Source organism: Streptomyces sp. AC550_RSS872 (assembly GCF_019049285.1).
In the GTDB taxonomy this organism is placed as follows: Bacteria; Actinomycetota; Actinomycetes; order Streptomycetales; family Streptomycetaceae; genus Streptomyces.
In genome coordinates this window covers 82,334-101,265 of sequence record NZ_JAGMUL010000045.1, presented here as the reverse complement: position 1 = coordinate 101,265, position 18,932 = coordinate 82,334, and the positions used below count along the sequence as shown (strand labels likewise).

The window sequence follows — 18,932 nt, the reverse complement described above, 5'->3', positions numbered from 1 at the left end:
TGGTGCTCGTGCTGCGCCGGCGGGCAGCGTGGTCAGGAGTGGGGGTGGGTTGGTCTGGGGCCGTTGCCTTCTGGGGTTTCCAGGCCTGCGACGTTGCCGAAGTCCCGGTCCGGGGATGGGGGCGGAGGGGCTACGTCGAGGCCGTAGTGGTGGTAGAGCTGGAGTTCCTGTTCGGGGGAGAGGTGGCGGCCCACGCCGAAGTCGGGGGCGTCCTTGATCAGGGCGCGGTCGAAGGGGATGTGGAGGCTGCCCTCCACCAGTTCGCTGGGCTCCAGGGGGACGAAGGCGTCGCGGGAGAACAGGCCGGTGCGTATTGCTGCCCATTCCGGCACTCCGGTCGCGTCGTCGAGGTAGACCTCGTCGATGGTGCCGATCTTGGTGCCGTTGCGGTCGAAAGCCTTGCGGCCGATCAGATTGCGCGGATCGATGTCGGTCTGCACGGGCCCTCCACTTGGTCGCAATTCATCCGAAAGTAGTCGTAAGCACTACGAAAAGGCAGATTGGTGAGCGCGGCCACTCGAAGGTCCGTGCGTTGACCCCGCTGGTAGGCTGGCTAGCGGCTGCTGACCCCGTGCGGGAGAGTCCTCCGGACCCCATCCGGAGGCGCCGAAGGAGCAAATCCTCCCCGGAATCTCTCAGGCACACGTACCGCACGGACGAGGTCACTCTGGAAAGCAGGGCGGGTGTCGACGGCTTCCGCTCTCACCGACGGTGAAAGCCGGGCGCTCTGTGGCGACCCGGTGAAGCTCTCAGGTTGAGATGACAGAGGGGGAGGCCGTCCGGGTACCCGCGCCGTGGTGCCCCTCGAAGGTCGTGTCAGACCAGGAGGCCTCCGCAATGACCGCCCATCGCATTCCGCTCTCCGAGCTCGAACAGGGGATCCCTTTCGAGCAGCGTCACATCGGTCCTGATCATGAGGCTCGGGCCAAGATGCTCGCCCACGTCGGATACGGCTCGCTCGACGAGCTCACCGCCGCCGCCGTGCCGGATGTGATCAAGAACGCCGACTCTCTTGATCTGCCGGGAGCGCGTACCGAGGCCGAGGTGCTCGCCGAGCTGCGGTCGCTCGCCGATCGCAATCAGGTGCTCGATTCGATGATCGGGCTCGGTTACTACGGGACCTTCACGCCGCCGGTCATTCTGCGGAACGTCATGGAGAATCCGGCCTGGTACACGGCCTACACGCCGTATCAGCCCGAGATCTCGCAGGGGCGGCTCGAGGCGCTGCTCAACTTCCAGACCATGGTCGCCGACCTCACGGGGCTGCCGACCTCCGGTGCCTCGCTGCTCGACGAGGGGACCGCCGCGGCCGAGGCCATGGCTCTGTCCCGGCGCATGGGCAAGAACAAGAAGGGGCTGTTCCTGGTCGACGCGGATGTGCTTCCGCAGACCATCGCCGTGATCGAGACCCGGGCCGAGCCCACGGGGGTCGAGGTTGTCGTCGCCGACCTCAGTGGTGGGATTCCGGCCGATGTCGCCTCCCGTGAGATCAACGGCGTGCTCCTTCAGTACCCGGGTGCCTCCGGTGTCGTACGCGACATCAAGCCCGTCATCGAGCAGGCCCACGAGCTCGGCGCCCTCGTCACCGTCGCCGCCGATCTGCTCGCGCTCACGCTGCTGAGGTCGCCCGGTGAGCTCGGGGCGGACATCGCGGTCGGGACGACGCAGCGCTTCGGTGTGCCGATGGGCTTCGGCGGGCCGCACGCCGGCTACATGGCCGTACACGAGAGGTTCGCGCGCAGCCTGCCCGGGCGGCTCGTCGGTGTGTCCGTGGACGCGGACGGGAACAAGGCGTATCGGCTGGCCTTGCAGACGCGTGAGCAGCACATCCGGCGGGAGAAGGCCACCAGCAACATCTGTACGGCTCAGGTGCTGCTCGCCGTCATGGCCGGGATGTACGCCGTGTACCACGGGCCCGAGGGGCTGCGCGGCATCGCCCGGCGCACGCACCGGTACGCCTCCGTCCTGGCCGCCGGGCTCGCTGCCGGTGGGGTCGAGGTCGTGCACGGCTCCTACTTCGACACGCTGACCGTGCGGGTGCCGGCGAAGGCCGCCGAGATCGTCGCCGCCGCCCGGCAGAACGGCGTCAACCTGTATCTCGTCGACGCCGACCATGTGTCCGTCGCCTGCGACGAGACCACGAACCGGGCCCAGCTGGGCGCCGTATGGACGGCGTTCGGGGTCGAGGGGGACATCGAGGCGCTGGACGCGGTGACCGAGGACGCGCTGGCGGGCGGGCTGCTGCGCGGCGACGAGTTCCTCACGCATCCCGTGTTCCACCAGTACCGTTCCGAGACCGCGATGCTGCGCTATCTGCGCAGGCTCGCCGACCGCGACTACGCGCTGGACCGGGGCATGATCCCGCTGGGGTCCTGCACCATGAAGCTGAACGCGACGACGGAGATGGAGCCGGTCACCTGGCCGGAGTTCGGGCAGCTGCACCCCTTCGCACCCGCCGAGCAGGCGCAGGGCTATCTGACGCTCATCCGTGAGCTGGAGGAACGTCTCGCCGAGGTCACCGGGTACGACAAGGTGTCGTTGCAGCCCAACGCCGGGTCGCAGGGTGAGCTGGCCGGACTGCTCGCCGTACGCGGGTACCACCGGGCCAACGGCGACGAGCAGCGGACCGTGTGTCTGATTCCGTCCTCCGCCCATGGCACCAATGCGGCCAGCGCCGTGATGGCCGGCATGAAGGTCGTCGTCGTGAAGACCGCCGAGGACGGTGAGATCGACGTCGAGGATCTGCGGGCGAAGATCGAGAAGCACCGGGACGAGCTGTCGGTGCTCATGATCACGTATCCGTCGACGCACGGGGTGTTCGAGGAGCATGTCGCCGACATCTGTGCGCAGGTACACGAGGCCGGCGGGCAGGTGTACGTCGACGGGGCCAACCTCAACGCGCTGGTGGGGCTTGCCAAGCCGGGGCACTTCGGCGGTGACGTCTCGCATCTGAATCTGCACAAGACCTTCTGCATTCCGCATGGTGGTGGCGGTCCGGGTGTCGGGCCGGTCGGTGTGCGGGCGCATCTGGCGCCGTATCTGCCGAACCACCCGATGCAGCCTGCCGCCGGGCCGGAGACGGGTGTCGGGCCGATCTCGGCCGCGCCCTGGGGCTCCGCGGGGATCCTGCCGATCTCGTGGGCGTACGTGCGGCTCATGGGTGGCGAGGGGCTCAAGCGGGCCACGCAGGTGGCCGTGCTGTCCGCCAACTACATCGCCAAGCGGCTGGAGCCGCACTACCCGGTGCTCTACACCGGGCCGGGCGGGCTCGTCGCGCACGAGTGCATCATCGATCTGCGGCCGCTGACCAAGGCGACCGGGGTGAGCGTCGACGACGTGGCCAAGCGGCTCATCGACTACGGCTTCCATGCGCCGACGATGTCGTTCCCGGTGGCGGGGACGCTGATGATCGAGCCGACCGAGTCCGAGGATCTGAGCGAACTCGACCGGTTCTGCGAGGCGATGATCGCTATTCGGGCGGAGATCGAGAAGGTCGGGGCGGGGGAGTGGCCGGCCGAGGACAATCCGCTGCGGAATGCTCCGCATACTGCCGGTGCGCTGGGTGGGGAGTGGGGGCACGCTTACAGCCGTGAGGAAGCTGTGTTCCCGGCCGGGGGGTCGGTCGCCGACAAGTACTGGCCGCCGGTGCGGCGGATTGATCAGGCCTTCGGAGACCGGAATCTGGTGTGCTCTTGTCCGCCGATGGATGCTTACGAGGGCTGACGTTCGCGGGGTTCGTTCGTAGGGGAAGCCGTTCGCGCGGCGACGCTGCGGGTGCAGGCAATCTGGAGGGCTCCGTTCCGGTCGTGTGTGGCCGGGGCGGAGCCCTTGTGCGGTTCATGTTGTTGTCAGCGCTACCTCTGGTCTTGACCGATGCGATGCGATGGCGGTGCGTGCGGCGATGTCGCCTGGCCGATCTTGTAGGGCCGGCGGTCCGTTACGACGGGCGGTTTTCTCGCCCCCGCCCCTACCCTTCCCATCCCTTGAAGGGGCTCCGCCCCCTTCGACCCCGCCAGGGGCTGCCGCCCCCTGGACCCCCGCTTCGGCCCGAAGGGCCTCGTCCTCAAACGCCGGACAGGCTGAAGATTCCTGGGCCGCTGCCTGAAGCAACGCCCCTCCGGCCAGGGCGTCGGGGGGATCGTCGGGTGGAAGCGGTGGTCGGTGCGGCGTGGTGTTCAGGAGAAGCCTGAGGCTCTGAGTACGGCCTGGGCCGTTGTGTCGTCGATCTGGTGGGCCAGTTGCTCCAGTACGTCGGAGCCTTCGAGGAGGGTTCCGCGTTCGCGGGAGCGGCGGACTCCGGTGTCCAGTTCGTGCCAGAGGAATGGGTTGGCGATCAGGATGCGTGGGTCCAGGTCCAGGCGGCAGCCGTCTGTGTCGCGGAGTGTGAGGAGGGCGGTGACGCGGCCGTGCCGACGTACGGCGACCAGTTCGTCCGTGCGCACGGCCTGTCGGCGTACGAGGCCGCGTACCTCCAGCCAGCCCGGGCCCGCGGTGACGCGCTGGGGGAAGAGGATCGTGAAGAGCAGGGCGGTCAGGGCCAGCCAGAGCAGGGTGCGGGCCGGGGTCAGGGTGTCCCCGTCCAGGTCGACCAGCACGGTCATGCCCAGGAACAGCAGAGCGCAGCCAGGGCGAACCGGGCACTGCCACGCCAGTGGCGGTCGCCGGTCGGGGCCGGACGCGGTCCGCTTCCCTGCACAGTGCAGACGGTAGGGGTCAAGGCGCCGGAACGGCTCTGCTCCTGCGGTGCTCTGACGCCTTACGGTGCAATCTTGACGCGATCCTGATGGGCGCGGCCGTTTCAGCCGGTGTGCACGCGGGGCCGGCGGTCCCGGTCCGGCTCGGCCTCGCGCAGCACCTCGCGGGTGACCGGGGCCACCTCGCCCTGGCCGAAGAGGAAGAAGCGCAGGAAGTTGGCGAAGGGGTTGCCCTCGGTCCACTCGAAGTAGATGTGCGGGATGCAGCCAGTCGTGTCGCGGACGTGCAGGAGCAGGGCGGCCAGGGCGTTGGGGATGGAGGAGGACTCCAGGGTCAGGACGCGGTAGCGGTGGTGCAGGACCTCGCCGCGTACGGTCAGGCCGGCCTCGAACTCGGACGGGTCGGTGACCGTCACCTCGACGAAGACGAAGTCCTCCTGGTCGGGGACGTCGTTGTCGGCACGGATCTGCTCGATCTTGTCGCGGTATTCGGCCTTGTCCCGGCGGTCGGGCTCGTTGGCGATGAAGCGGATCCTGCGGCTGGCTATGTCCCTGACGAAACGTTCCGCCATGTCGTCGAGCGCCACGTCGGTCACGCGCAGCTCGAAGGCACGGGCCAGTCGGGACAGGAGGGAGACCAGAATGATGCCGGCGATGAAGCAGGCGCCGATCTTCACACCGTCGGGGCGCTCGATGACGTTCACGACGGTGGTGTACAGGAACACCGCAGAGATGACCGCGAAGCCGATGAACCACTTGCGCTGACCGGCCTCGCGGGCCGCGATGGTCACGGCGATGGCGGCGGAGCTGATGAGGACCAGCACGCCGGTGGCGTAGGCGCCGCCCTGTGCGTCGACGTCCGCGTCGAAGATCCAGGTGACCAGGAAGGCGACCAGGGTGAAGACGATGACCATCGGACGGACGGCCCTGGCCCAGTGCGGGGCCATGCCGTAGCGGGGCAGATAGCGCGGCATCAGGTTCAGCAGGCCGGCCATGGCGGAGGCGCCGGCGAACCACAGGATGGCGATCGTCGAGACGTCGTAGACCGTGCCGAAGGCGCCACCGAGGTACTCGTGGGCGAGGAACGCCAGCGCGCGGCCGTTGGCCTGCCCGCCCGACTCGAACTCCTTCTCCGGGATCAGCAGCGTGGTGATGAAGCTCGTCGCGATCAGGAAGCAGCTCATGATCAGCGCGGCGGTGGTGAGCAGCTTCTTCGTGTCCCGGATCCGGCCCTTCGGCTGCTCCTCGGTCTCGCCCGGGTCGCCCTTGACGTGCGGCATCACCGCGACGCCGGTCTCGAAACCGGAGAGGCCAAGCGCGAGTTTGGGGAAGACGATCAGGGCCACGCCGATCATGACGAAGATGTTGCCGTGCTCGGCCGTGAGGGCATTGGACCAGTCGGTCACGACGTGTCCCTCGGTGACGACGTGGTAGAGGCCTACGGCCACCACGACGGCGTTCAGCACGAGGTAGGCGCCGACCAGGGCTACGGCGACGCCGATCGCTTCCAGGAAGCCCTTGAGGAAGACCGCGCCGAGCAGGGCCACGAGGATGAGGGTGATCAGCATCTGCTTGTCGTGCAGGGCGCTGTTCAGATGCGGGTTCTCGACCAGGTGCGTCGAGGCGTCGGCCGCCGACAGGGTGATGGTGATCAGGAAGTCGGTGGCGGCGAAGCCGAGCAGGGTCAGGACGAAGAGCTTGCCCTTCCAGAAGGTCAGGAGCCGCTCCAGCATCGCGATCGAGCCCTGGCCGTGGGGGCTCTCCTCGGCCACGCGCCGGTACACGGGCAGGGCCCCTGCCAGCGTGACGACCACGAGCACGATCGTGGCGATGGGTGACAGCAGGCCGGCCGCGAGGGCCGCGATGCCCGGCTGGTAGCCGAGGGTCGAGAAGTAGTCGACGCCGGTGAGGCACATGACGCGGTACCAGGGCTGGCCCTTGTGCTCCAGCTTGGACTCGGTCTCGGCCTGCTGTTCCTCGCGGGCATGGCCCTTGCCCATGTCGGACAGGCCCTCCAGCATCCAGGCGCGCAGGCGACTGGGCGGGGGGTGTTCGGTCGTGGCCATCGGCGTGCTCCTGAGGTGCGGGTCGGCGCGTGGTTCCGGCCATCACGCGGACGGCGGCACCAGCGTAAGCAGAGAGTGACGCAGGGGCCTGCGGATCGGGGCTCTGGGGGCGTCAAGCTTCCGTTAAGACTCGGCATGTCGGCCGTGGCCGCACCTTCAGATGCGCGTTCCGGTGCTGGTCGGGGATGGCTGGGCCGACTGGGAGGTAAGGGAGGTGGGCGGCCGGCCTTTGTGGGGCGGGGCGGATACGCAGCGTCATGGTGTGTGTGCTTTCTGGCGGGGTGGGGTGGCTCCTGCGGCTGGTGTCGACGGGCGTCATTCGCGGCTCGCCGGTGTCTCCGCATGGACCCCGCGGTGTTGTCGACCTGCCGCTGCTGGAGCGGTCCTGGGCCGAGCGGGAGGCGGGGGTGCCCGGTGGTGCGGCTGGTCTGTGAGCGGCGCAGTTTGTCTGGGCCGTCCCATCGGCGCCTACGTCCGTGCCGTCATCGCGTCCGAACCGGCCGGCCGGTCACCGTGCTGATCGCCGAGACGGAGCCGGAGAGGGCGTGGCAGCGGGAGACCGGCGCGGCGGTTTTCTGCCGACTGGGTTCCGCTTGCCCTGGGGGCGCCCCGCCTTGCCCTGCCTGGCTCTGCCCCGCCCTGCCCTGCCCTGCCTGGCTCTGCCCCGCCCTGCCCTGCCTGGCTCTGCCCCGCCCTGCCCTGACCGGGCCCCTGCCCTCACTGCCGCTCGCGTATGAGTCTCGTCAAAGCCGCGTAGAGCGCCGTAAGGGACGCGTCAACGGCGGCCGAATCCGGCTGCGCGAGCTGTTTCCTCGAATCGTCTCTGTCCGACCGAACCCCACTCCAGGAGTCCACGATGGCCGATCTGGCCTTCGTCGTCATCACGGTCGCGTGCTTCGCGCTGGTGGCTGTCGTCGCCAAGGGGGTGACGAAGCTGTGACCGCCGAGAACATCGTCGGCCTCGTCGTGGCCGTCGCCCTGCTGGGCTATCTCGTCCTCGCCCTGATCTTCCCGGAGAGGTTCTGAGCCAAGAAATGGGTCCCGTCCTCGCCGGCGTCCTCCAGCTGCTGGCCCTGATCGGCGCGCTGGCCCTCGCCTACATACCCCTGGGTAACTACATGGCCAGGGTCTACTCCTCCGACAAGCACTGGCGTGTGGAGAAGTGGATCTACAAGGGCATCGGTGCCAACCCCGACACCGAGATGCGCTGGCCCGCGTATCTGCGCGGCGTCCTCGCCTTCTCTGTCGTCGGTGTCCTCTTCCTCTATCTGCTGGAGCGGCTCCAGGGCGTCCTGCCCGGTTCGCTCGGCTTCAAGTCCATCGACCCGGACCAGGCGTTCAACACCGCCGTCTCGTTCGTCACCAACACCAACTGGCAGTCGTACTACGGCGAGCAGGCCATGGGCCACGTCGTGCAGACCGCCGGTCTGGCCGTGCAGAACTTCGTCTCCGCGGCCGTGGGCATCGCCGTTGCGGTGGCCCTCGTGCGCGGGTTCGCACGCTCGCGTACCGGTGAACTGGGCAACTTCTGGGCCGACCTGGTGCGGGGTGTCGTACGCATCCTGGTGCCGCTGGCGGCCGTCGCCGCGGTCGTTCTGGTGGCCTGCGGCGCGATCCAGAACTTCTCCGGCATCCACGAGGTCGGGCAGTTCATGGGCGGATCGCAGCAGTGGAACGGCGGTGCGGTCGCCTCGCAGGAGGCCATCAAGGAGATCGGCACCAACGGCGGCGGCTACTTCAACGCCAACAGCGCCCACCCCTTCGAGAACCCCACCCCGTTCTCGAACCTCTTCGAGATCTTCCTGATCCTCGTCATTCCGTTCGCGCTGACCCGCACCTTCGGCCTGATGGTCGGTTCGGTCAGGCAGGGCTACGCGATCCTCGCGACCATGGGCACCATCTGGGTCGGCTTCGTCGCCCTGATGATGTGGACCGAGTTCGCCCACCACGGCCCGGCGTTCGACCTCGCGGGCGGGGCGTACGAGGGCAAGGAGGTCCGGTTCGGCGTCGGAGCGTCGTCGATCTTCGCGACGTCGACCACGCTCACCTCGACCGGTGCTGTGGACTCCTTCCACTCCTCCTTCACCGGCCTCGGCGGCGGCATCGCCATGCTCGGGATGATGCTGGGCGAGATCGCGCCCGGTGGTACAGGCTCCGGCCTCTACGGCATGCTGATCATGGCGATCATCGCGGTGTTCATCGCCGGTCTGATGGTCGGCCGTACGCCCGAGTACCTGGGCAAGAAGATCGGCACCCGTGAGATCAAGCTCGCGGCCTGCTACATCCTCATCACGCCCGCCCTGGTGCTCGTCTTCACCGCCTTCGCGATGGCGCTGCCGACCCCGGCCAACTCGATGACCAACAGCGGGGCGCACGGATTCTCCGAGATCCTCTACGCCTACACGTCCGCCTCCAACAACAACGGCTCGGCCTTCGCAGGTCTGAACGCGGACACGCAGTGGTTCAACAGCACGCTCGGCCTGTGCATGCTGTTCGGCCGCTTCCTGCCGATGGTGTTCGTGCTGGCGCTGGCCGGCTCGCTCGCCGAGCAGAATCCGGTTCCGGCCACTGCGGGCACGCTGCGCACCGACAAGCCCCTGTACGCGGGTCTGCTGGTCGGCACGATCATCGTCATCACCGGTCTGACGTACTTCCCCGCCCTGGCGCTGGGTCCGCTGGCCGAGGGGCTGGCGTGATGAGCACCGACGTAACGAATCACGAGGACTCCATGTCCACAGCCACTCCCACCCGGGCGCCGCACAGCGACGTACCCACCGGGCACAAGTCTCCCGAAGGCCGTGTCGGCGCGGGCCTCTTCGATCCGAAGCAGCTGGTCAGGTCGCTGCCGGACGCCTTCCGCAAGCTGGACCCGCGGGTGATGGTCAAGTCGCCCGTGATGTTCGTGGTGTGGATCGGGTCCGTACTGACCACCGTCTTCTCCTTCGCGGACCCGGGTGACTGGTTCGGCTGGACGATCAGTGTCTGGCTGTGGCTGACGGTGATCTTCGCCAACCTGGCGGAGGCCGTCGCCGAGGGCCGCGGCAAGGCCCAGGCCGACACCCTGCGCAAGGCCAAGACCGACACGGTGGCGTGCCGACTCGTCGGCGACCGTGAGGAGCAGGTGGCCGGCACCGAGCTGAGCATCGGTGACCTGGTCGTCTGCGAGGCCGGTGACATCATCCCCGGTGACGGCGACGTCATTGAGGGCGTCGCCTCGGTCGACGAGTCGGCGATCACCGGGGAGTCGGCCCCGGTCATCCGTGAGTCCGGCGGTGACCGTTCGGCGGTCACCGGTGGCACGAAGGTGCTCTCCGACCGGATCGTCATCAAGATCACGACGAAGCCCGGTGAGACCTTCATCGACCGGATGATCAACCTCGTCGAAGGTGCGGCCCGGCAGAAGACGCCGAACGAGATCGCACTGAACATCCTGCTCGCGTCCCTGACGATCGTCTTCCTGCTGGCCGTGGCGACTCTGCCGCCGTTCGCCGACTACGCGGGCACGCACCTGACGCTGGTCGTGCTGGTCGCCCTGCTGGTCTGCCTCATCCCGACCACGATCGGCGCTCTGCTCTCTGCGATCGGCATCGCGGGCATGGACCGCCTGGTCCAGCGCAACGTACTCGCCATGTCCGGCAGGGCAGTCGAGGCGGCGGGTGACGTCTCCACGCTGCTGCTCGACAAGACCGGCACCATCACCCTCGGCAACCGACAGGCCGCCGAGTTCGTGCCGGTGAGCGGGACGACGGAGGCCGAGGTCGCGGACGCCGCGCAGCTGTCGTCGCTGGCCGACGAGACGCCCGAGGGCCGTTCCGTCGTCGTCCTGGCGAAGGAGAAGTACGGTCTGCGCGAGCGCCATCAGGGCGAGTTGGCCGGTGCCGAGTGGATCGCCTTCACCGCCCAGACCCGGATGTCGGGTGTGGATGTCGACGGGCGCAAGATCCGCAAGGGCGCCGCCGGGTCGGTCGTCGCCTGGGTGCGGGAGCAGGGCGGCACGGTCGCCGACGACGCGGACCGGCTCGCCGACCGCATCGCCGAGGCAGGGGGCACCCCGCTGCTGGTCGCGGTCGAAGACGCCGGCGGAGCACGGGTGTTGGGCGTTGTCCACCTCAAGGACGTCGTCAAGGAGGGCATGCGGGAGCGGTTCGAGGAACTGCGCCGTATGGGCATCAAGACCGTCATGATCACGGGCGACAACCCGCTGACCGCCAAGGCCATCGCCGAGGAGGCGGGCGTCGACGACTTCCTGGCGGAGGCGACTCCCGAGGACAAGATGGCGCTGATCAAGCGGGAACAGGCCGGCGGCAAGCTGGTCGCGATGACCGGTGACGGCACGAACGACGCGCCCGCGCTCGCGCAGGCCGACGTCGGCGTGGCGATGAACACCGGTACGTCGGCCGCCAAGGAGGCCGGCAACATGGTCGACCTCGACTCCAACCCGACCAAGCTCATCGAGATCGTCGAGATCGGCAAGCAGTTGCTGATCACGCGCGGTGCGCTGACGACGTTCTCGATCGCCAACGACGTCGCCAAGTACTTCGCGATCATCCCGGCGCTGTTCGCGGCCGTCCATCCGGGTCTGGACAAGCTCAACATCATGGGCCTGTCCTCGCCGGACTCCGCGATCCTGTCGGCCGTCATCTTCAACGCGCTGATCATCGTCGCGCTGGTGCCGCTCTCCCTGAAGGGCGTGCAGTACCGGCCGGTCAGCGCCGACAAGATGCTGCGCCGGAACCTCACCGTCTACGGGCTGGGCGGCCTGGTCGTGCCCTTCATCGGCATCAAGCTCATCGACCTGCTCATCTCACTGATCCCCGGCCTGTAATCCCTCAGAAGCGTGGTGAACAACCATCATGAACAACTCCGTTGTGAACACCGGTCGTTTGCTGGCCGCGGGCCTGCGGGCGCTGCTGGTGTTGACCGTGCTCACCGGCGTGGTCTATCCGCTGGCCGTCACAGGGGTGGCCCAAGCCCTCTTCCACAACAAGGCGAACGGCTCGCAGATCGAGGCGGACGGCAAGGTCGTCGGTTCCTCGCTGATCGGCCAACAGGGCTACAGCCTGGACTACTTCCAGCCCCGCCCGGCCAACGGACTGGGTGTGAACTCGGTCAACACCCAGTACTCGCTGATCCTGTCCGGCGCCACGAACCGGTCCGGTGACAACCCCGAGCTGATCAAGTGGGTGAAGGCGGCGAAGGCCAAGGTCGTCAAGGACAACTCCACCGCCGACTACAAGGTCGGGCCGACCGACGTGCCGGCCGACGCGGTCACGTCCTCCGGCTCCGGACTCGACCCCGACATCTCGCCGCAGTACGCGGATCTCCAGGTCCATCGGGTCGCCGAGAGGAACGGCCTCACCGCCGCCCAGGTGCAGAGGCTGGTCGACGAGCACACCGACGGACGCACCCTCGGCTTCATCGGGGAGCCGCGTGTGAACGTCCTCGAACTCAACGTCGCGCTCAGGGAACTGACAAAGGGCGACTGACCGATGACCCGGGTGCTGGTCGTGGAAGACGACCCCCAGCTGGTACGAGCACTCGTGATCACCATGCAGGCACGCCGGTACGGAGTGGACGCGGCGCCCGACGGCACCACGGCCCTCCGGCTGGCGGCCGCGCGTCAGCCGGACGTCGTCATGCTCGACCTCGGCCTGCCCGACATGGACGGCCTCGACGTCATCAGGGCCATGCGCGGCTGGTCCCGTATGCCGATCCTGGTGCTGTCGGCCCGGCCGGCCTCCGCCGAGAAGGTGGCCGCACTCGACGCCGGTGCCGACGACTACGTCACCAAGCCCTTCAGCATGGACGAGCTCATGGCCCGGCTGCGGGCCGCCGTCCGCCGCACCGAGCACACCTCCCCGTTCCCCGGGGCGACGCAGGTGGCGACGGCCGGCTTCACCATCGATCTGCTGGCCAAAAAGGTCGTACGGGGCGGCCGCGAAGTACGCCTCACCCCGACCGAGTGGCATCTGCTGGAGATCCTGGTGACCCACCCCGGCCGCCTCGTCACCCAGAAGCAGCTGCTTCAGGAGGTCTGGGGCAGCTCCCGCAGCGGCAGGACCAACCATCTGCGCGTCTACATGGCCCAACTGCGCCGAAAACTAGAGGCGGACCCCTCACACCCCCGCCATCTCGTCACCGAACCCGGCATGGGTTACCGCTTCGAAGGGTGAACATGGCACGCGGCAAGCTTCGGATCTATCTCGGTGCGGCACCGGGCGTCGGCAAGACGTACGCGATGCTGTCCGAGGCACACCGGCGTGTGGAGCGCGGCACCGACTGCGTGGTCGCCTTCGTGGAGCACCACGGCCGGCCGCGCACCGAGGTGATGCTGCACGGCCTGGAACAGACCCCGCGCAGGGAACTGGAGTACCGGGGCACCTCCTTCACGGAGATGGACATCGACGCCGTCCTGACCCGCCGGCCCCGGGTGGCCCTCGTCGACGAGCTGGCCCACTCCAACATCCCCGGCTCGCGCAACGCCAAGCGCTGGCAGGACGTGGAGGAGCTGCTGGCGGCGGGCATCGACGTCATATCGACCGTCAACATCCAGCACCTGGAGTCCCTCGGCGACGTCGTCGAGTCCATCACCGGCGTACGGCAGCAGGAGACCGTGCCCGACGAGATGGTCCGCCGGGCCGACCAGATGGAGCTGGTCGACATGTCGCCCCAGGCGCTGCGGCGGCGCATGGCCCACGGCAACATCTACCGGCCCGACAAGGTCGACGCGGCCCTCTCCAACTACTTCCGCCCCGGCAACCTCACCGCGCTGCGCGAACTGGCCCTGCTCTGGGTGGCCGACCGGGTCGACGAGTACCTCAACGCCTACCGCAGCGAGCACGAGGTCTCGACGATATGGGGGTCCAGGGAACGCATCGTCGTAGGTCTCACGGGCGGCCCGGAAGGACGGACCCTGATCCGCCGCGCCGCACGGCTGGCGGAGAAGGGCGCGGGCGGCGAGGTACTGGCCGTCTACATCGCCCGCAGCGACGGACTGACGTCCTCGTCACCGAAGGAACTGGCCGTGCAACGCGGCCTGGTGGAGGACCTCGGCGGCACCTTCCACCACGTCGTCGGCGACGACGTCCCCATGGCCCTGCTCGACTTCGCCCGCGGAGTGAACGCCACCCAGATCGTCCTCGGCGTCTCCCGCCGCAAGAGCTGGCAGTACGTCCTCGGACCCGGCGTCGGTGCCACGGTCGCCCGGGACTCCGGCCCCGACCTCGACGTCCACCTGATCACCCACGACGAGGCGGGCAAGGGGCGCGGACTTCCCGTCGCCCGGGGAACACGCCTCGGCCGGTCACGGATCGTCCGGGGCTGGCTCGTCGGAGTGCTCGGCCCGGTCCTCCTCACCCTGCTGCTGACGCATGTCGCGCCCGAAGTCGGCCTCGCCAACGACATGTTGCTGTACCTGACACTGACGGTGGCGGCGGCACTCCTCGGCGGCCTGCTGCCGGCGCTGGCGTCGGCGGTGGTGGGCTCACTGCTGCTGAACTGGTACTTCACTCCGCCCGTCCACACGCTGACCATCGCCGACCCGAAGAACATGGTCGCCATCGCGATCTTCATCGGAGTGGCGGTGGCGGTGGCCTCCGTGGTCGACCTCGCCGCCCGCCGCACCCATCAGGCGGCCCGGCTGCGCGCCGAGTCGGAGATCCTCTCCTTCCTCGCCGGGAACGTGCTGCGCGGCGAGACCAGCCTGGAGGCGCTGCTCGAACGCGTCCGCGAGACCTTCGGCATGGTGTCGGTGGCCCTGCTGGAACGGGAGAGCGACGTCGCCCCCTGGACCTGCGCGGGCAGCGTGGGCCCCCGCCCCTGCCAGAGCCCCGACGACGCGGACGCCGACATGCCGGTCGGCGACCACATGGCCCTCGCGCTGACCGGCCGGATACTGCCCGCCGAGGACCGCCGGGTGCTCGCCGCCTTCGCCGCCCAGGCCGTGGTCGTCCTGGACCGCAGGCGCCTGCGGCACGAGGCCGACCGGGCCAAGGAACTGGCCGAGGGCAACCGGATCCGTACGGCCCTGCTGGCCGCCGTCAGCCACGATCTGCGTACCCCGCTCGCCGGTATCAAGGCGTCGGTCTCCTCGCTGCGTTCGGACGACGTCGAGTGGTCCGAGGAGGACCAGGCGGAACTGCTGGAGGCGATCGAGGAGGGCGCCGACCGCCTCGACCACCTGGTCGGCAACCTGCTGGACATGTCCCGGCTCCAGACCGGCACGGTCACGACGCTGATCCGCGAGATCGACCTCGACGAGGTGGTGCCGATGGCGCTCGGCGGGGTCCCGGAGGACAGTGTGGAACTGGACATCCCGGAGACCCTGCCCATGGTCTCCGTGGACAAGGGCCTGCTGGAGCGCGTCGTCGCCAACGTCGTCGAGAACGCCGTCAAGTACAGCCGCCAGGACGAGCCGGTGCTGGTCTTTGCCAGCGCCATCGCCGACCGTGTCGAAGTCCGGGTGGTGGACCGCGGGCCAGGCGTCCCCGACGACGCCAAGGGGCGCATCTTCGAGCCCTTCCAGCGCTACGGCGACGCCCCGCGCGGCGCGGGAGTCGGGCTCGGCCTGGCGGTCGCCCGCGGCTTCGCCGAGGCGATGGGCGGCACGATCAACGCCGAGGACACACCCGGCGGCGGGCTCACCATGGTGCTGAGCCTGCGGATGGCGCGGGGACGGAATCCGGGGGAGCCGGAGACCCCGGCCGTGGTGGCTTCGTAGCTGCCGAGCCGGCCCTGGCCCCCACCGGAGCGGCAAGTTGGCGCTGCGCGTGCCCGCGACGGGGGCTGTCGGGCACGGCGTAAGGTTCGCCAGTTGTGTCGAATGTTTCGTTGGTTACCCAGCGGCTGCCTCTGTCTTGACGATCAGCGACAGATTCACTGTGTCCAAGGGCTTGCCACCGTTTGAAAGCTGTCCCTAGGGTGCGGCATCAACGCAGCTTTCTGGATTCGGATCGAAACTTTCGAGGAGCGCATGATGGGCGACCCGGGACTGTCCCGCCGAGGCTTCCTGGCGGTCTCCGCCGCGGCCGGTGTGGGCATGACGGCACTGAGCGGTTGCGGCGGCGACTCGGACGGAGGGTCGTCGGACGGTACGACCACCATCGAGTGGTGGAACATCTCCACGACCGAGCCGGCCAAGAGCGTCTGGGCCGCGCTGGCCAAGAAGTTCGAGGCCCAGAACCCCAAGGTGAAGATAAAGATCGTCCAGCTGGAGAACGAGGCCTACAAGGCCAAGATGACGGCGCTGACCTCCTCCGGGAAGCTGCCGGACATCTTCCACACCTGGGGCGGCGGCGTCCTCAGGCAGCAGGTCGAGGCCGGGCTCGTCGAGGACCTCACGGACCGTACGAAAGACTTTGCCGATGGCCTGCTGCCGGTCTCGAAGGAGCCGTACATCCTCGACGAGAAGGTGTACGGCATCCCGTTCGACATGGGCATGATCGGCTTCTGGTACAACAAGGCGCTCTTCAAGGACGCGGGCATCACCGAGCCGCCGACCACCTGGACCGCATTCCTCGACGCCGTAGGGAAGTTGAAGGCCAAGGGCACCACGCCGCTCGCCCTCGCCGGCAAGGAGAAGTGGCCCGGCATGTACTACTGGGCCTACCTCGCGATGCGCACCGCGGGCGCCCCCGCTCTCCAGAAGGCGTACGACGACAAGGACTTCACCGGCGACCCCTTCGTCCAGGCCGGACAGCACCTCCAGGAGCTCGTCGACCTCCAGCCGTTCCAGAAGGGCTTCCTCGGTGCCGCGTACTCCACTCCCACCGGGCAGGCCGCGGCCGTCGGCAACGGCAAGGCGGCGATGGAACTCATGGGCCAGTGGGCCCCGGTCGTGCAGGCGGACAGCGGCAAGGGCCTCGGCGACGACCTCGGCTTCTTCCCGTTCCCGGCGGTCGACGGCGGCAAGGGCACGATCACCGAGGTGTTCGGCGGGGGCGGCGGACACGCCCTGCGCAGCGGGGCGCCGCAAGCGGCCGTCGACTTCCTGAAGTTCTTCGCCTCCGAGGCCACGGTCGTCGAACTGGTCAAGAAGACCGGCGTCATCCCGGTGGTCCCGGCGGCCGAGAGCGCCCTCACCGACCCCAACATCAAGGCCGTGCAGGCGCAGTTGAAGGGCGCCACCGGCTTCCAGCTCTATCTCGACCAGGCCTACGCGCCCGCCGTCGGCCAGGAGGTCAACGACAGCGTCGCCGCGCTCATCGCCGGGTCCAAGTCCCCGCAACAGGTCGCCGAGTCGATCACGAAGACCGCGAAGGAAGAGCAGTAGCCGGCGATGACCTCCACGTTCCTGCCGTCCGCCGACAAGCAGCCCGGCCCCGGCGCCGACCTCCCGCCCCCGACCGCCGGCGCGGCCAGGGGGAGGGCCCGGCGTCGGCTGCTGCACTGGCTCACCGCGGTCGGCTTCCAGGTGCCCGCACTGGTGCTGTTCCTCGTCCTGGTGCTGCTGCCGATGATGTTCGCGCTGTACGCGGCCTTCTTCCGCTGGGGCGGCTTCGGCATGCCGTCCGACTACATCGGCGCCGACAACTTCACCCGGCTCTTCGGCGACCCCGTCTTCCTCGGCGACCTGTGGCGCTGCCTGGTCCTGGTCGTCCTGTCCCTCGCGATCCAGCTGCCGTTCGCGCTCGCCATGGCCGTACTGCTCAACCAGAAGCTGCGCGGCCGGGCGTTCTACCGGATGCTGTTCTTCGGGCCGTACGTCCTGTCCGAGGCGATCACCGGTGTCCTGTTCGGCATGATCTTCGCCCCCGGCGACGGCTTCGCCGACCAGGTCCTGGGCGGTATCGGCCTCGACGGGCTCGGCGGCGAGTGGTTCGCCGACCAGTCCACCGTGATGGCCACCCTGTTCCTGGTCATGACGTGGAAGTACTTCGGCTTTCACATGATGCTCTACCTGGCCGGACTCCAGTCCATCCCCCGGGAGTTGACCGAGGCCGCGCTGATCGACGGCGCGAGCGCCTGGCAGCGCTTCCGCAGCGTCACCCTGCCGCTCCTCGCTCCCACCCTGCGCATCAGCGTGTTCTTGTCCGTCATCGGGGCGATCCAGCTCTTCGACCTGGTCTGGGTGACCACCGCGGGCGGCCCCGACCACCACTCCGAGACGATGGCCGTGACCATGTTCCAGTACGGCTTCAAGCGCTACCAGGTCGGCTACGCCAGCGCGATCAGCGTGGCCATGTTCGGCATCAGCCTCGTCTTCGCCCTCGCCTACCAGCGGTTCGTGCTCCGCCGCGACCTCCAAGGAGCCACTACGACGATGCGGGGAGGCGGCAAGTGACGGCCAGGTCCGGCAGGAAGGCCGGGGGGAACATCAGCAGGAAGAACCTGCCGCTGCACGTGATCCTCGTGTTGGTCGGCGCGGTGATGGTCGTGCCGCTGCTCTACGCCGTGCTGTCCGGCTTCAAGTCCACCGACGAGCTCTCCCGCAACCCGGTGGGTCTGCCCGAGTCCTGGGTGACCGGCAACTACACCGAGATCCTCGGCTCGGGGGACTTCTGGCGGCTGATCGGCAACAGCACGCTGATCGCGATCGGTACGACCGTGCTGGTCGTGGCCGTGTCCGCGCTTTCGGCGTTCTCCTTCGCGCGGTTCGCCTTCCGCGGTCGGGAGGGACTGTTCACGCTCTTCACCATGGGACTGATGTTCCCCTTCGCGGTGGCGGCCCTGCCCCTGTTCCTGCTGCTGCGCTCGATGAACCTGCTGGACAACCCGCTCGGCGTGATCCTTCCGCAGGCCGCCTTCGGGCTGCCGATGACCATCATCATCCTGCGCGGCTTCTTCCGGGAGATCCCGGGCGAGTTGGAGGAGGCGGCCACGCTCGACGGGTGCAGTTCCTTCGGGTTCTTCTGGCGCGTCCTGCTGCCCATGGCGCGGCCCGCGCTCGGCACCGTCTCGGTCCTCGCCGTCGTCACCAGCTGGAACAACTTCTTCCTGCCGCTGCTGGTGTTCACCGACTCCACCTGGTGGACCATCCCGATCGGCGTCCAGCAGTACCAGGGCCAGTACTCGGCGGACTACGCCCGCGTCTTCGCCTACCTGGTGCTGGCCATGGTCCCCGCGCTCGCCTTCTACTCGGTCGCCGAGCGCCAGCTCGTCGGCGGCCTCACCGCCGGCGCCACCAAGGGGTGACGCGTACAGGCGGACGTACGGCTACCCACACATCCGCAAC

The 18,932-nt window shown here is 68.6% G+C and carries 13 protein-coding genes and 1 riboswitch; of the genes, 10 read left to right on the top strand and 3 right to left on the bottom strand.

From position 1 onward, the window contains the following. Positions 1-32: 32 nt before the first annotated feature. Positions 33-440 (bottom strand): PRC-barrel domain-containing protein, encoded by a 408-nt coding sequence (locus KUM44_RS20625; RefSeq protein WP_217209672.1) that lies wholly within the window; start codon positions 438-440, stop codon positions 33-35. Positions 441-564: 124 nt separating this feature from the next. Next, positions 565-661: riboswitch (glycine riboswitch) on the top strand. Positions 662-837: 176 nt separating this feature from the next. Between KUM44_RS20625 and gcvP the strand changes: the two genes are divergently transcribed. After that, entirely contained in the window at positions 838-3,723 is a 2,886-nt protein-coding gene (gene gcvP / locus KUM44_RS20620) for an aminomethyl-transferring glycine dehydrogenase (protein ID WP_217209671.1), read from the top strand. Between the two features lie 452 nt (positions 3,724-4,175). Here the strand turns inward: gcvP and KUM44_RS20615 are convergent, their stop codons facing one another. Further along, positions 4,176-4,601 (bottom strand): hypothetical protein, encoded by a 426-nt coding sequence (locus tag KUM44_RS20615; protein ID WP_254389806.1) that lies wholly within the window; start codon positions 4,599-4,601, stop codon positions 4,176-4,178. 197 nt (positions 4,602-4,798) lie between these two features. Beyond that, positions 4,799-6,760, bottom strand: coding sequence for an amino acid transporter (locus KUM44_RS20610; RefSeq protein WP_217209670.1), 1,962 nt, complete (start codon positions 6,758-6,760; stop codon positions 4,799-4,801). Positions 6,761-7,696: 936 nt separating this feature from the next. On the opposite strand from KUM44_RS20610, the gene kdpF reads away from it, so the two are divergent. From kdpF to KUM44_RS20565, 9 genes are all read left to right on the top strand, one after another. Then, entirely contained in the window at positions 7,697-7,786 is a 90-nt protein-coding gene (gene kdpF / locus KUM44_RS20605; RefSeq protein ID WP_016434100.1) for a K(+)-transporting ATPase subunit F, read from the top strand. An 8-nt stretch (positions 7,787-7,794) separates the two neighbouring features. Next, positions 7,795-9,456: a potassium-transporting ATPase subunit KdpA gene (kdpA, locus tag KUM44_RS20600; RefSeq protein WP_217209669.1), complete on the top strand. Its 1,662-nt coding sequence runs from the start codon at positions 7,795-7,797 to the stop codon at positions 9,454-9,456. Next, the gene (kdpB, locus tag KUM44_RS20595; protein WP_217209668.1) at positions 9,456-11,585 is read left to right on the top strand and encodes a potassium-transporting ATPase subunit KdpB; all 2,130 of its coding nucleotides are present in this window, start codon (positions 9,456-9,458) and stop codon (positions 11,583-11,585) included. Before kdpA ends, kdpB begins: the two co-directional genes overlap by 1 nt. Before the next feature lie 28 nt (positions 11,586-11,613). Next, entirely contained in the window at positions 11,614-12,246 is a 633-nt protein-coding gene (locus KUM44_RS20590; protein WP_217209667.1) for a potassium-transporting ATPase subunit C, read from the top strand. A 3-nt stretch (positions 12,247-12,249) separates the two neighbouring features. After that, positions 12,250-12,933: a response regulator gene (locus KUM44_RS20585; RefSeq protein WP_217209666.1), complete on the top strand. Its 684-nt coding sequence runs from the start codon at positions 12,250-12,252 to the stop codon at positions 12,931-12,933. 2 nt (positions 12,934-12,935) lie between these two features. Beyond that, entirely contained in the window at positions 12,936-15,479 is a 2,544-nt protein-coding gene (locus KUM44_RS20580) for a DUF4118 domain-containing protein (protein ID WP_217209664.1), read from the top strand. 255 nt (positions 15,480-15,734) lie between these two features. Further along, entirely contained in the window at positions 15,735-17,030 is a 1,296-nt protein-coding gene (locus tag KUM44_RS20575; RefSeq protein ID WP_217209662.1) for an extracellular solute-binding protein, read from the top strand. A gap of 6 nt (positions 17,031-17,036) precedes the next feature. Next, positions 17,037-18,041 carry a carbohydrate ABC transporter permease gene (locus tag KUM44_RS20570; RefSeq protein WP_217209661.1) on the top strand — a complete coding sequence of 335 codons (1,005 nt, stop codon included), beginning with the start codon at positions 17,037-17,039 and terminating at the stop codon, positions 18,039-18,041. After that, positions 18,038-18,892: a carbohydrate ABC transporter permease gene (locus KUM44_RS20565; protein ID WP_374202057.1), complete on the top strand. Its 855-nt coding sequence runs from the start codon at positions 18,038-18,040 to the stop codon at positions 18,890-18,892. The genes KUM44_RS20570 and KUM44_RS20565 overlap by 4 nt, the downstream gene beginning before the upstream one ends. The last annotated feature ends 40 nt before the right edge of the window (positions 18,893-18,932 follow it).